Source organism: Paludibaculum fermentans, from assembly GCF_051172195.1.
Classification (GTDB): Bacteria; Acidobacteriota; Terriglobia; order Bryobacterales; family Bryobacteraceae; genus Paludibaculum; species Paludibaculum fermentans_A.
On record NZ_JBPJAQ010000001.1, the window covers coordinates 3,471,738 to 3,484,606 of the forward strand.

Consider the following 12,869-nt stretch of genomic DNA (forward strand, 5'->3'; position numbering starts at 1 on the left):
TCGGCCTATATTGATGGGGACAAACGGTTTTGGCTTGGGTGCTTACAGCCGTGCCTGAACGGCCTTGAATGACTGGAAGTTCTTTCCTTCTTCCCTCTGAACCTGCTGGTAGAAGTCGCATTGCATGCAGTTTGAAAGCTTTTGGGCGAAGGATCCCTGCACTGTGCCGCCGCACAGTGTGCCCGTTAACGCCCAGCAGACCCGGCCGCCGCTCTGGCCGCCATTCAGTCCGCTGGCCTTCTCGTCCACTGCGGCTGGGCAAATGCCCAGGTCGGCGCTTCGGCTTCCCCCTGGTTGCCGGCCACACTTCTTGACATCCCAACAGTTAGAGTTCTGGTTCACCTGGAACCTCCAATCCCTTATCGGGAATAAAACAGGATATGTTAGTCTGAATATGGCTATCCTGCGTACCGGCCAGGCCGCTTCGGCCAAACCGGCGCCGGAAGCAGCGGATAGGCTTTCACATGCAACCACCACCGGAGCGAACCGCGCCCCTGGTCGCGGTGAAGCTCCTTCATACGGCCGTTTGGCTCTTCTTTGTTCTCTGCATCTTCGCGATCCCTGTTGCCGGCGCACTCCGGGAATTCATCTGGGCCGCCGCTCTCGCGGCGCTCGTCCTGATCGAATGCGCCGTACTGGTTGCCAACCATGGCCGCTGTCCGTCCACTGATTGGGCTGCTCGCTATACCGGCGCTCGCACGGACAACTTCGACATCTATCTCCCCCTCTGGCTCGCCCGCTATAACAAGCAGATCTTCGGCCCCGTCTTTCTTGCGGGTTCCCTTTACGCGCTGCTCCAGTGGTGGCGGGCCAGGCCCTAGAACCGGGACATTGGGAGAACCTCTTCGCTTCCCCCGGAGCGCCGTGATGACGCACTTCTCCTGCTTGCCGAACTTGTAACATTAACCCCCTGCTGTAGCCGCACCCGCGCGGAAATCGGGCACAGTAGAGCAGGGCAATCGATGAATCGGGCGGCATGTTCAGGGAATGGAACGGGCCTTCCGCAACATCGGGTACCTATGACTCGTTATGGAAGCAATGGAAGGTACACATACTACTTGAGAAGGCCAGGGCTTTTCGAACTCCATGACAGCGCCTGGTTCCCGGCGCATCTTCGGGATCTCGTGACTGAAGCGCTGCAGGCCGTTTGGGAGATGACGAATGCCTACCAGCCCATTGCGCCGCTGTTACGCGAGGCCTTGGCTGCCGCTGGCGCCACTCACGTCCTCGACCTCTGCTCCGGCGCGGGTGGTCCGTGGATCCAGCTTTCGCGCCACATGAGGGATTCCCATTGCTTTCCGGTCACCGTCTGCCTCACCGACAAACATCCAAACCTGGATGCTTTCGCCCGGGCGTCGCTGAACTCGGATGCACGCATCAATTTCCACCCGAAACCCGTAAATGCGGCCCGGGTACCGGCCGGGTTGACCGGCTTTCGCACAATCTTCTCTTCAGCGCATCACCTCTCCGCCGACGAACTCCGAAATGTCCTTGCCAATGCGCTCGCCGGCAGGACCGGCATTGCCATCTTCGAGGCCAGCCAGTGCGAACTGCGGACCCTGCTCTCCGTGCTGTGTGTGCCGCTGCTCGGCCTTCTCGCGACGCCGCGCATTCGTCCATTTCGCTGGTCTCGGCTCTTCTGGACTTACCTCATTCCAATTGTTCCCTTCACACTCCTATTCGATGGGTGGATGTCCTGTCTCCGATCCTATTCCCGGGAAGACTTCGAAGACCTGATTGAACCCCATTCCGGTGCCGCTTACCGCTGGCGGTTGGGCATCGAGCGGTCCGGTCTGGTGCCCATTACTTATCTCATCGGTTATCCGGTCAAAGGGGCAGGCCTTCCGGCTGGCGCCGCCTGGGAAGCCGGATGAACGCGAAGCCCAACCTGATTCTGCTGCTCACCCTCGCCCTGCCTGCGGTCCAGGTTGGCGCCGGCTCTTTTGAGTCGGCCCTCCGCCTTGCGGATCAATGGAAAGCGTCGGGGCAGTTTCAACGCGCCGAACGTGAATATGACCTCCTCCTGCAACGACGGGATCTTACTGCTTCGGAACACCGGCTGGTGCTCAGCCGCCGCGCGGTGCTTCTCATTGAGACGGAGCGACTCGACGAGGCTGAGGCGCTCGCCCGCCGAATCTATGAAGCCGACCTCCGTGACCACGGCACTTTCAGTTCAGAGACGGCCTCCGCTCTCAGCCTGCTCGGTGTCGCCATCACTCGTCAGCAACGCCTGGAAGAGGCACTCAACCATCTGGAGCAGGCCTCGCGCATTGCACGCTCCCTCTTAGGCCCGCGCCACCTCGAGACCGCACGGATCAATGTGAATCTGGCCTCAGGCTACGCACTCCACGGAGACTTGCGGCAAGCGGAGCGGACCCTCGTCGAATGCGAAGAGGTGATGTCCGCCGCACTTGGCCCGCATCACTGGGAAGTCGCGGTTGTCTCCCACGACCTCGGTTACCTCTATCTCAGGCAGGGCCGCCTGGACATGGCCGAATCGGAGTTTTTGCACGCCCTCACCGCTTGGCGGCGGCTGCTGGGAGAGAACAGCCCCAACTTCGTTAGAACCGCCAATCTCCTCATCCATGTGCAGTTCTCAAATCGGCGGTTTGCGCCCGCCCAGTTGCTGCTCACCCGTACCTTGCCCCTGGCGGCTGGGCTCTTCGGACCGGATCACCCTGAAACCGCGCGGGCACTTCTGAATCAGGCCCGCCTGGATTCCGCCCTCGGCCGTCCCGTCCAGTCGGCTGCAGCAGTGCGTCGTGCTGTGTGGATTCTCGCCCGGCGGGTCCCCGAAGCCAGGGACGAATTGCTCAACTCGATCGCTCTCTATCGAAGCCTCTTGCGAACCTCGGGGGATAAGCCCGGCGTTCAACGCCTCGATCGCTGGAGCCGCCGCATCCGCCGCGCCGGCCTGCAGCTCAATCACTCCACGTTCTCTTCCTGGCCCTGCGCCGTTGAACCCGGCGAAGCAGTCCGCACGGACGGCGGCCAATTCCAGCAGCAACCGCCAGGACCATTGCGCCAATAGCCCGCTGCTCCAGCCGTTCTGCTGTCCCCGGGTTGTCCGGTACGACGAGCCGAACCGGTTCCCAAATCGGGTTATCATAGTGCCTAACATTCGACCCTGACAAGGGTCTCTGGGTAACCTGGCTGGGCACGTCATGGCGCACCTGAATCCTCAAATGCCGAAACTCCATTCGCCCGCGGCGCGCCTTGCCCTGGCGGTGGCCTCCGTCCTGTTAGCTCTTCTCGCATCCCGCCTGATGGAGATGCTCCAGCTGCGCGACGCCGCGGTCCCCCTGTTCCTCTTCGCGCTCGCCATCACCGCCTGGTTCGGCGGCCCCGCTGCCGCCGCCGTCGCCCTGCTCCTCTCCTGCGTGAGCTTCGACTACTACTTTGTCGAGCCGCTCCACTCCCTCGTGGTCTCCCCCTCCGACCTGCCTTACTTCCTCGTCTTCAGTTCGTTCGCCCTGCTGGTCACCTGGTTCAGCTCTGTTCGGCGCCGCGTCGAGGCCGACCTCCGCGAAGCTCTAGATAAACTCGCCCTGGAAGTCGAAGAGCGCAACAGGCAGGCAAGCCTGTTGAACCTCACGCATGACACCATCTTCGTCCGTGACATGAGCGATACCATCACCTACTGGAATCGTGGTGCGCAGGAGTTGTTCGGCTGGACACCGGAGCAGGCTGTCGGCCGCCAGGCTCACGAGCTCCTGATGACCGTCTTTCCCCTGCCCATCGAGGAGATCCGCGCTGAGCTGCTGGCCGCCGGCCGCTGGGATGGCGAGCTGGAGAAGACCCGCTCCGACGGAACCCGCGTCTTCGTTGCCAGCCGCTGGTCTCTTCGCCGCGATGAACTGCAGCGCCCTGTCGCCATTCTCGAAACCAACAACGACATCACGGATCGCAAACAGCGCGAACAGGAGATCAATACCCTCAATCAGGAGCTGGGCAAACGCACGGTCGAGCTTGAGGCGATCAACAAAGAGCTCGAAGCCTTCGCCTATTCCATTTCGCACGACCTCCGTGCACCCCTGCGGCACATGGCCGGGTTTACTGAGCTGCTTCAGAAGAACGCCGCTCCTGTCCTCAACGACCGCAACAAGCGCTATGTCGCCATGGTTCTGGAATCGGCCCAGCGCATGGGTGCTCTCATCGACGATCTCCTGGCTTTCTCCCGCATCGGCCGCGCCGAAACGCGCATGACTAGCGTGAACCTCCAGCAACTCGTACAGGAAGCGCTGGCGGAAGTACGGCCCGAAGCTGCGAAGCGCGACATCGTTTGGACTGTCGGGTCACTCCCTTCCTCCTACGGCGACCGCTCCATGTTGCGCCTGGTTTTCGTGAACCTCGTCGCGAATGCCGTCAAGTTCACTCGCACCAGGCCTCGTTCCGAGATCGAAATCGGATGCCAGGGTCACGCGGATGGCCAGGTCGTACTCTTTGTTCGCGACAACGGCGTAGGGTTTGACATGCGCTATGTCAATAAATTGTTCGGTGTCTTTCAGCGGCTTCACCCGCCCGAAACTTTTGAGGGCACTGGCATCGGCCTCGCCACCGTGCAGCGCATTGTTCACCGCCACGGCGGCCGGGTGTGGGCTGAGAGTGTGCTCGATCAGGGCGCCACGTTCTACTTTTCACTTTCCACTTCAAAGGGAGTCTAATCGATGAGCAAGTTAGGAAGAATTCTTCTGGTCGAAGACGACCCCAAGGACGTGGAACTCACGTTGACTGCCTTGGAGGAGTACAACCTCGCCAACGAGGTGGTCGTGGCTCCCGATGGCGCCGAAGCCCTCGACTACCTCTATTGCCGCGGGAAATACAGCGACCGCGCGAACGACAATCCGGCTGTCCTCCTGCTGGATCTGAAGCTGCCCAAAGTCGACGGGCTGGAGGTCCTCCAGCAGATCAAATCGGATGCCCAACTGAGGTTGATTCCGGTTGTCGTGCTCACCTCCTCCAATCAGGAGAAGGACATGGTCGCCAGCTATCGCCTAGGCGTCAACGCCTATGTGGTCAAGCCGGTGGATTTCCACGAGTTCGTAAACGCCATCAAAGAATTGGGCGTGTTCTGGGCCATCATCAACGAGCCGCCGCCGGGCAGCATGCCGAAGAACTAGCCCGCAATGACTGCTCCGTTGCGCATCCTGTATCTCGAGGACGATCTCACCGACGCGGAACTCGTTCGGGCTTACCTGGATTCCGCTGACATCGACTGCGAAATCACGCGAGTGGAGACTGAAAACGCGTTCACCGCCTCGCTCGAAGAAGGTGGCTTCGACCTCATCCTGGCGGACTACACGCTTCCGTCCTTCGATGGCCTCTCCGCTCTGCGCATCGCCCGGCGACTCTGCCCCCAACTCCCCTTCCTCTTTGTCTCCGGAACGCTCGACGAGGAGGTTGCGATCGAGGCTCTCAAGATCGGCGCCACCGACTACGTCTTCAAAACCCGCCTTTCCAGAATGGTGCCCTCGGTGCAAAGGGCCCTGCGCGAAGCAGGCGAAAGAGCTGAACTGGCCCGCGCCGAGCACTCGCTCCGTCGCAGTGAAGCCTACCTCGCTGAAGCGCAGCGCATCAGCCACACCGGCAGCTTCGGCTGGGACGTCGACAGCGGGGAGGTTTACTGGTCCCGCGAAACGTTCCGCATCTTTGAGTACGATCCGTCCATCAAAATTACCCTCGACCACGTCACCCGGCGGACCCATCCCGACGACCTGCCCACATTGCACCAGGCCTTTCAGCGGCTGGCCGGAGAGAAGACGGAATTCGAATTGGAACACCGCCTCCTCATGCCCGACGGCTCAGTCAAACACCTCCACGTGCGGGGCCGTTCCAATGCCGGCGAATCCGGCCGCACTGAACTGCTCGGCGCGGTTTCCGACATCACGGACCGGAAGCGTGCCGACGCGGAACTCCAGCACGCTCTCGAAGAAATCCGCAAACTGCGCGACATTCTCTTCAAGGAGAACCTCGCCCTGCGCGAAGAAATCGCCAAGGCGTCGATGTTCGAAGAAATCGTCGGCGAGTCGCCCGTGCTGCGCTCCGTCCTCGCCCGTGTCGCCAAAGTGGCGCCGACTGACTCCACCGTTCTGATCACGGGCGAAACCGGCACGGGCAAGGAACTCGTGGCCCGCGCCATTCACAAACGCTCCAATCGTGCGGCCCGCGCCTTCGTCACCGTCAACTGCGCGGCTACTCCAGCCGCGCTGATCGCCTCCGAATTGTTTGGCCACGAAAAAGGCGCCTTCACGGGAGCCCTGCAACGGCGCCTCGGACGCTTTGAGCTCGCCGAGGGAGGTACCCTGTTTCTCGACGAAATCGGGGAACTGCCGCCCGAGACCCAAATCGCCCTCCTGCGCGTTCTCCAGGAACGCGAGTTCGATCGCCTCGGAGGTAGTCAGTCGATCCGCGCCGACGTACGCGTCATCGCCGCCACCAATCGCGATCTGGAAAAATCAGTCGCCGCCGGCCTGTTCCGCAACGACCTCTTCTACCGACTCAATGTGTTCCCCATCCAGACCCCAGCCCTCCGCGAGCGAACCGATGACATCCCCACCCTGATCGACTACTTCATCCACCGCTACTCCAGGAAGGCGGGCAAGAAGATCAGGACGATCGAAAAGCAGACCCTCGAATTGCTGCAAGCCTACTCCTGGCCCGGCAATATCCGCGAACTCCAGAACGTCATCGAACGCTCAGTCATCGTCTGTGAGTCGGACGTCTTCTCCGTCGATCCAAGCTGGATCACCCGCGAGCCGGCGCCGTCCGATGCGGCGGCCCCTGCCACCCACCACCTGCCCGCGAGCGAAGAAAAAGCGGAGATTGAGGCTGCTTTGGCCTCCACCGGCGGCCGGGTTTCCGGTCCTTCCGGCGCCGCCGCCCTTCTCAACATGCCAGCCTCCACCCTCGAGTCCAAGATCCGCTCCCTCAGGATCAATAAGTTCCGTTTCAAGAACGCCTGACCCACCGCTGGCGACTTCGTGAATTCCGTCGCGGGTTCGCGAAAATCTCGCGAATTCGCGAACTTACGACCATCGGCAGGCCTGTTTTCAGTGCTTTACGAGTGGCATGTAGCATGCTTAATCAAGCGCAGTGAATGGACGGACATGGTAATCATTCAGCGGACTGCCCAGCCGGGAGTTGTCCTGGCATTGAGCGGCCACATCGAGGTCGGGGATGTCCCGGAGATTCAACGCGTGGTGAGCCAGGAGACGGGCTGCGAACCGGTCAGGCTCGATCTGCAGGACATCACCCTGGTCGATCGGGAGGCTGTCCAGTTCCTCGCCGGCTGCGAAGCGAACGGCGTCGAACTGGGAAATTGTCCACCCTATCTCCGTCAGTGGATCAATACCGAATCGGGCAGCGATCGAGGTCCAGAGTGCTGAACGGCCGCGGATGAAGTCGTTCGAAACGATCATTCTTGGAAATGGGAAGGCTTGCAATGAGACTCGAAGGTATCGTAGAACCTGGAATCCATTCCGGCGCGACGCATTTCACCGGAGACCTCTCGCCACAAATCCTGGGCCGCCCAGTGGCGATCCATCGTTCCTTAGCTTCCGCCGCCCCGGGTACCGATGAACTTCCCCTGCGAGTGGACGAACGCGAGGCCGAACGCACCCGCATCGCCCGCGACCTCCACGACACCCTGCTGCAAGGCTTCTTCGCCGCATCCCTGCGCCTGCATTCAGTCCTGGATGATCTACCCGTGGATTGTCCCACCACGAAATCGAGGTTGAACGAGGTGCTTCAACTACTTGACCGCGTACTCGAGGAGGGGCGCTGCGCCGTGCAGGGATTACGCTCACCAGAAAACCGCATTTCCTCCCTGGGTGAGGCACTCGCGAATGTTCCAGAGGACTCCGGCTTGCCCGCTGAGGTCAGCTTTCAGGTGGTAGTCCTCGGCCATGAACGCAGACTCCGCGCCGGCCTCCAGGATGAGGTGTATCGTATCGGGCGGGAAGCGATCATCAACGCCCTCCGCCACGCACACGCCTGCAAGCTGGAGACGGAGATTGAATACAAGCACTCTGAACTCCGCCTCGTAGTCCGCGACAACGGATGTGGGATCGATCCACTAGCCATCGGCCGCGCCGGGCATTGGGGCCTCCAGGGCATGCGCGAACGGGCCGGCCGCCTCGGTGGCAAGCTCCGCATTCTGAGCCGGGCTGCCCTGGGCACGGAGATCGAACTCACCATTCCCAGCCGCATTGCATTTGAATCCAGGTAATCTCAGGCGCCGTTACTGGGCCAGGCCATCGCAATTGTGCGGAGGGCCGTGTCCAGGAGTTCGATGGATGCCTTCTAAGGTTGGCGCCCGCTTTGGGCAGACACGCACCGCTGTGGCGCGTCTCAAGCCTCCTCTGCCACCGCCGCCCTCACCCGTTCCTCCGCCTTTCTCCGCGCCACCAACGCCTCCCCATAGGCGGTGTATACCCCATCGAAGACCCGGTCCCACGATTGGCTCTCCGCGAACTCTCGCGCTGGCCGCCGCATAGCCCTGCGCTGCTCACTGTCTAGTGCCAACCGCACCACCTGCTCGATAAACGCGTCCTCGCCCTCACCAATCAGGCCCGTCTCGCCCGGCCTCACCAGGAACCTCGGGCCGCCTCGGCCCGTCACCACCACAGGTACTCCACTGGCCATCGCCTCGACCACCACGTTCCCATACGTGTCTGTCTCGGAAGGGAATGCGAACAGGTCCATGTCCGCGTAAGCCCGTGCCAGTTCGACGCCCCTCAGCACTCCGGTGAATCGCGCCCTCCGCAATCGAGACTCCAGCCACGCCCGCTCGCTCCCATCCCCGACAATCAGGAAGGAATACCGGCCCGGCATCGCCCGCTCCAGCACTGCCTCCACCTGGGCCAGTAACCGCACGTTCTTCTCCGGCGACAGTCGCCCCACGAATCCGATCACCACCTCGTCCGCGTCCGCTGGCCGGGTGCGCAGGGCGGGGTCGAACCGCTCCGGATCGCTCCCCCGCGTCATCAGCCGCACGGGCCGCCCCGTCTGTTCGTGCAGCAATGTACACAACTCCGGACTCGGGGCCAGCAGCACCTGCGCCAACTGGTAGAACCGCGCCGCCAGCCGCAGGGATGCTCGCTCGCCCCACTCATCCACACAGCCCGCCACCAGGTGCGGGAAGGGCTGCAGCAATCGCCGCAACCGCAGGCCTGCGTATTCGTGGACATTCGTGTGCCATGAAAGCACCAGCGGCACCCGCAGTTGATGCGCCAGCCACGCCGCCGGCAGCCCCATATCTCCAGGACCTGTCGCGTGAATCACGTCCGGCTCAAACTCACGCAACAGCTTCAGCATCGACGAGACATTCCGCCAGCACAGCAGGTCGAACGACAAATCGCGTTCCAGGTCCAGCCGCCAGGCGCTGCGCTCATATTCCGCCATCCAGAACTCGCTTTGCTTCTCGACTCTCGTCTTCACCCCATAGTGAATCGACAGGAACGGATACTGCCTCCGCCGTGCGACTTCGTGCAGGCTCCGGCTCGTCAGCGCCACTCCATTTACTTCATGGAAACTGTCGGTGAAAAAGGCGGCCCGCGGGATCACAGCGCTGCCTCCTCGCTACCGGAAAGCGCCGCCCGCACCATCTCGTGCACCCTCGAGTTGCTGAACAACTGCACCAACCCTACGAAGTGCCGCACCACCGCCGGACCCTCGCCGCACCACAACTCTGCAAGGGTCACCGGCTCGCCTCGCTCCGGCTGATACCAGACGCGCTCCGCCCACGACTCACGGCCCGCCGCATCCGGCAAGTGGCACAACGCATCGCGCATCACCTCGAAACACCGCAGCAGGAATGGCTCACGAAACTGCGGTAGCACCAGCATGTGGCTGGAGCCCTGCGTCCGCACTTCGTCCACAAATTCGCAGAACGTCGCTGCGTTCGTCAGGTTCACCACCGCATTCGGTTCCAACCCGTGCCGGTCACCCCCCGAAACCACCGGCAGGCCGCAATCCTGCCCCAGTTCCAGCACGGCCCGATTCTCGCTCCAGGGTCGCAACCCGTTGAACTCCAGGGCATGGATCCAGCCCCGGTGCCTGTGCAGGAACCCCGCAATCAGCGCCGCATGCCGCGCCCCTCCAATGCAGGCTTCATCCCACAACGGGTGGTTCAGCACCACCAGGGTCTCCCCAGACCCGTGCAACTCCTCCAATAGGCCCGCCAGCAGGTCCGCGTCCGGACTCGCCGAATACTCCCTCATCCCGGCTTCCAGGGCCGGCAGCGGACCGCGTGGAATGTTGTGGATGCCCAGGTGCACGAACGACGGGCCAAACGGCACCGTCCACTCCACGGAATGCGGTACCAATCGCGCCGGCTCCACCACCGTCAACAGCCTGGGAGCCTCCATGTTGTCGTGATCCGTCAACGACACCAGGGCCTCCAGGCCCAGGGTCTCCGTGATCTGCCGCCCCTCCAGTTCCAGTGCCTGGGGACCGCTCAAGGGCGGAGTCCACCATGCTCGCGTATAGTCAAGGTCGTTCCCGGTTCGCTCGCGATAGCGCCGCTCCTGCGCGCCCACCAGCGCACCCAGCACCGGGATGTGCGGCACATGCCGGGGAATGAACGAGAGAGTCTCCCGCGAGTGCATCGTGTGGCTGTGCAGCGATACTCCGCGGCGATACCGCGCTGCCGTCCTTGGCTCGCGCCATTGCAGGTCCATCCTGGTCCGGTTCAAGGTGCCTCCCTCGGTGCGGCCAATCTTGCCGGCCGCTCCGCGCATTCATCGCCACCAGGATCGGCCACCAGCCCTTGCAACTTGATGCAGAACGGATGAAACTGCGGAAACATTGCAGTCCGGTTCTGTTCTAGCCCAGGGCTCCGCTCGCCGCGCCCGTCCCCACCGCATCAGCATCCGCTACCTCTTCCAGGGCACAGCCCTCAGAAACCCGGCTACCAGCCCCGGTGTACGCCGAAAATCATCCATGATCGAGGTGCCCTCCGCCCCTGTCAAATACGCGCCTTCCCGTGTGCAATGCAGATGGAAAAGCGTTGACAGAATCGTGAGAACCGTTGAAGCCCATAGCCCGGTCCGCAACTGCGGAGTGCCCCGCACCAGATGCAAACCCAGCTCCAAGGCCTGCAACCCCAAAGGCATGACGACAAGACTCACCAGCGCGCCGTGCCACTCAGGTCGAACATGCCGCAACGACTGCGTGAATGCCCCGCAGAATCCAGTGGTGAGGATGCGCAGGATAAACTCCGCGGTCATGGCGCCCACGGCGGCCCGCCACCCTGACCTCAATGTCGTTATCAGGAACAGCAACGCCCGCATCGTCGCGCTGAACAACGCCGCCTTCCAATGCCACCCAACCCAAAGGACGCAAAACGGTTCCCGGCCCAGGCGCCGCAAAGCGCTGCCCAGGCTCTCCTCGTGTTCCGTACACGTCAAGCCATCAGGCTACAACCGGGCCATTCCATTTCCATGACAGACCCGCGCCAATTGTGTGGAAACCTACCCCCGCCTACTTCGACAACGCTTTCACAAACTCATAGAGAAACGTCTGCCCCTCATAAAACGACTTCACCGGCATCCGTTCGTCCCGGCCATGCGCCCGTACATCGTCGCGATCCAGAAAGAAGCCCTGCACCCCGTACGTCGGGATCCCGGCGCTCCGCAAATAGCGCCCGTCCGTGCCGCCCACCGCCATGCTGGGCACTGTGATTACGCCCGGCCACATCGTATCCGTAATCCGCGTAAAGGCCTTCATGATGTCGTCTCGCAGCGGCGACACCGGGCTGGCCCCTTCATTCGTGGTCACGCTGATCTTTACCTGGTCGTCCCCCACCAGCTTTGTCAGTTGAGCCACCACGCTCTCCACCGAATCGTCCGGCAGCAGCCGGCAATTCACATTCGCGGCGGCCAGTTGCGGCAGCGCATTGGTCGCGTGCCCGCCTTCCAGTTGGGTAGCCACGCAAGTGGTGCGCAGCATCGCATTCAACGGAGCGGACGCCGCCGCCACACGCCGCATGGCTGCCCGGTCTCCCTCCGCTACGCGAGCCATATCCGCCGCCAGCCCGCTCGCCTCCATCTTGGCCGACTGCCGGAAGTACTCCCTCGTCACTTCATTCAAGGCGAAATCAAACTCAAAGCCGCTCAACCGCTGCAGGGCCGCCGCCAGATGATAAATGGCGTTGTCCGGAACCGGGCGCGCGCTATGACCGCCCTTGTTGCGCACCTCCCAGCGCAGGTTCAGGAACTGCTTCTCCGCCAGCCCGATCTGGTGCTCCACTCGCTTGCCGCCCACCATCATGCCGCGCGCTCCCTCGTTCAACGCATACTCGGCATCAATCAGGGCGCGGTGCTTCTCAATCAGCCAGTTCACTCCGTTGTAGGGTCCGCCGCCTTCTTCGTCCGCCGTCAGCGCCAGAATCAGGTCCCGGTCCGGCCGGTAGTTCTCCCGCTTCAGCCGCAATAGCGTGGCCACCCACACCGCCGCCTGCGCCTTGTCATCCGACGTCCCACGGCCGTAGAAGTAGCCATCCTTCTCCAGGAAGACGAAAGGATCTACCGTCCAATCCTCCCGTTTGGCCTCCACCACATCGGTATGTGCCAGCAGCAGCAGCGGTTTGCGAGCCCCTGTACCCCTATACCGCACCACCACATTGGCCTTGGTCGGAATCGCTCCGCCGACAAAGATGTCCTCGACCGGGAAACCCGCCGCCTTGAATCGGGCCGCCACCGACTCGGCAATCGGAGTTGTGCTGCCCGTCGTAAACCCCGACTTCACCTCGATCATCTCCTGATAGATCACCCGGGCCAGTCGTTGTTCCGGCTCCGGTGGCATCACATCGGCAGCCCAGGCGGACAGACACAACAGGAAGATCGTGAATCGCATTGCGAAATTATGCC

13 protein-coding genes are annotated in these 12,869 nt (G+C 62.3%); 8 read left to right on the forward strand and 5 right to left on the reverse strand.

Translation table 11 applies throughout. The features are described 5' to 3' along the window. Nucleotides 1-42: 42 nt before the first annotated feature. Nucleotides 43-576: a two-CW domain-containing protein gene (locus ACR9Y2_RS14170; RefSeq protein WP_435041994.1), complete on the reverse strand. Its 534-nt coding sequence runs from the start codon at nucleotides 574-576 to the stop codon at nucleotides 43-45. Here ACR9Y2_RS14170 and ACR9Y2_RS14175 point away from each other — a divergent pair. The 8 genes from ACR9Y2_RS14175 (at nucleotide 465) to ACR9Y2_RS14210 (ending at nucleotide 8,227) form a co-directional block, all read left to right on the forward strand. Continuing rightward, entirely contained in the window at nucleotides 465-821 is a 357-nt protein-coding gene (locus ACR9Y2_RS14175; RefSeq protein ID WP_435041995.1) for a hypothetical protein, read from the forward strand. The two genes, ACR9Y2_RS14170 and ACR9Y2_RS14175, sit on opposite strands and share 112 nt — an antisense overlap. Before the next feature lie 303 nt (nucleotides 822-1,124). Next, complete coding sequence (locus ACR9Y2_RS14180) at nucleotides 1,125-1,874, forward strand: hypothetical protein (protein WP_435041996.1); 750 nt, start codon at nucleotides 1,125-1,127, stop codon at nucleotides 1,872-1,874. Continuing rightward, nucleotides 1,871-3,031 carry a tetratricopeptide repeat protein gene (locus tag ACR9Y2_RS14185; protein ID WP_435041997.1) on the forward strand — a complete coding sequence of 387 codons (1,161 nt, stop codon included), beginning with the start codon at nucleotides 1,871-1,873 and terminating at the stop codon, nucleotides 3,029-3,031. Before ACR9Y2_RS14180 ends, ACR9Y2_RS14185 begins: the two co-directional genes overlap by 4 nt. Nucleotides 3,032-3,185: 154 nt before the next feature. Further along, entirely contained in the window at nucleotides 3,186-4,664 is a 1,479-nt protein-coding gene (locus ACR9Y2_RS14190; protein ID WP_435041998.1) for a sensor histidine kinase, read from the forward strand. A gap of 3 nt (nucleotides 4,665-4,667) precedes the next feature. Continuing rightward, on the forward strand, nucleotides 4,668-5,120 hold the full coding sequence (locus tag ACR9Y2_RS14195; RefSeq protein ID WP_435041999.1) for a response regulator: 453 nt from the start codon (nucleotides 4,668-4,670) through the stop codon (nucleotides 5,118-5,120). Nucleotides 5,121-5,126: 6 nt separating this feature from the next. Beyond that, a complete protein-coding gene (locus tag ACR9Y2_RS14200) occupies nucleotides 5,127-6,962 on the forward strand; it encodes a sigma 54-interacting transcriptional regulator (RefSeq protein ID WP_435042000.1) in 1,836 nt (611 codons plus the stop codon). A gap of 144 nt (nucleotides 6,963-7,106) precedes the next feature. Then, complete coding sequence (locus tag ACR9Y2_RS14205; RefSeq protein ID WP_435042001.1) at nucleotides 7,107-7,385, forward strand: hypothetical protein; 279 nt, start codon at nucleotides 7,107-7,109, stop codon at nucleotides 7,383-7,385. A 56-nt stretch (nucleotides 7,386-7,441) separates the two neighbouring features. Then, the gene (locus tag ACR9Y2_RS14210) at nucleotides 7,442-8,227 is read left to right on the forward strand and encodes a sensor histidine kinase (RefSeq protein WP_435042002.1); all 786 of its coding nucleotides are present in this window, start codon (nucleotides 7,442-7,444) and stop codon (nucleotides 8,225-8,227) included. A 122-nt stretch (nucleotides 8,228-8,349) separates the two neighbouring features. Here ACR9Y2_RS14210 and ACR9Y2_RS14215 read toward each other — a convergent pair whose 3' ends face one another. From ACR9Y2_RS14215 to ACR9Y2_RS14230, 4 genes are all read right to left on the reverse strand, one after another. After that, nucleotides 8,350-9,564, reverse strand: a complete 1,215-nt coding sequence (locus ACR9Y2_RS14215; RefSeq protein WP_435042003.1) for a glycosyltransferase — start codon at nucleotides 9,562-9,564, stop codon at nucleotides 8,350-8,352. Then, nucleotides 9,561-10,739: a PHP domain-containing protein gene (locus ACR9Y2_RS14220; RefSeq protein WP_435042005.1), complete on the reverse strand. Its 1,179-nt coding sequence runs from the start codon at nucleotides 10,737-10,739 to the stop codon at nucleotides 9,561-9,563. The genes ACR9Y2_RS14215 and ACR9Y2_RS14220 overlap by 4 nt, the downstream gene beginning before the upstream one ends. 135 nt (nucleotides 10,740-10,874) lie before the next feature. Then, entirely contained in the window at nucleotides 10,875-11,408 is a 534-nt protein-coding gene (locus ACR9Y2_RS14225) for a hypothetical protein (RefSeq protein WP_435042006.1), read from the reverse strand. A 73-nt stretch (nucleotides 11,409-11,481) separates the two neighbouring features. Then, nucleotides 11,482-12,855, reverse strand: a complete 1,374-nt coding sequence (locus tag ACR9Y2_RS14230; protein WP_435042007.1) for a M20/M25/M40 family metallo-hydrolase — start codon at nucleotides 12,853-12,855, stop codon at nucleotides 11,482-11,484. Nucleotides 12,856-12,869 lie beyond the last annotated feature (14 nt).

Excerpts from the sequence above, each read along its gene's own strand:
- ACR9Y2_RS14175 (WP_435041995.1), top strand. The coding sequence starts at position 465 with ATGCAACCACCACCGGAGCGAACCGCGCCCCTGGTCGCGGTGAAGCTC.
- ACR9Y2_RS14185 (WP_435041997.1), top strand. The coding sequence starts at position 1,871 with ATGAACGCGAAGCCCAACCTGATTCTGCTGCTCACCCTCGCCCTGCCT.
- ACR9Y2_RS14190 (WP_435041998.1), top strand. The coding sequence starts at position 3,186 with ATGCCGAAACTCCATTCGCCCGCGGCGCGCCTTGCCCTGGCGGTGGCC.
- ACR9Y2_RS14195 (WP_435041999.1), top strand. The coding sequence starts at position 4,668 with ATGAGCAAGTTAGGAAGAATTCTTCTGGTCGAAGACGACCCCAAGGAC.
- ACR9Y2_RS14200 (WP_435042000.1), top strand. The coding sequence starts at position 5,127 with ATGACTGCTCCGTTGCGCATCCTGTATCTCGAGGACGATCTCACCGAC.
- ACR9Y2_RS14205 (WP_435042001.1), top strand. The coding sequence starts at position 7,107 with ATGGTAATCATTCAGCGGACTGCCCAGCCGGGAGTTGTCCTGGCATTG.
- ACR9Y2_RS14210 (WP_435042002.1), top strand. The coding sequence starts at position 7,442 with ATGAGACTCGAAGGTATCGTAGAACCTGGAATCCATTCCGGCGCGACG.
- ACR9Y2_RS14220 (WP_435042005.1), bottom strand. The coding sequence starts at position 10,739 with ATGCGCGGAGCGGCCGGCAAGATTGGCCGCACCGAGGGAGGCACCTTG.
- ACR9Y2_RS14230 (WP_435042007.1), bottom strand. The coding sequence starts at position 12,855 with ATGCGATTCACGATCTTCCTGTTGTGTCTGTCCGCCTGGGCTGCCGAT.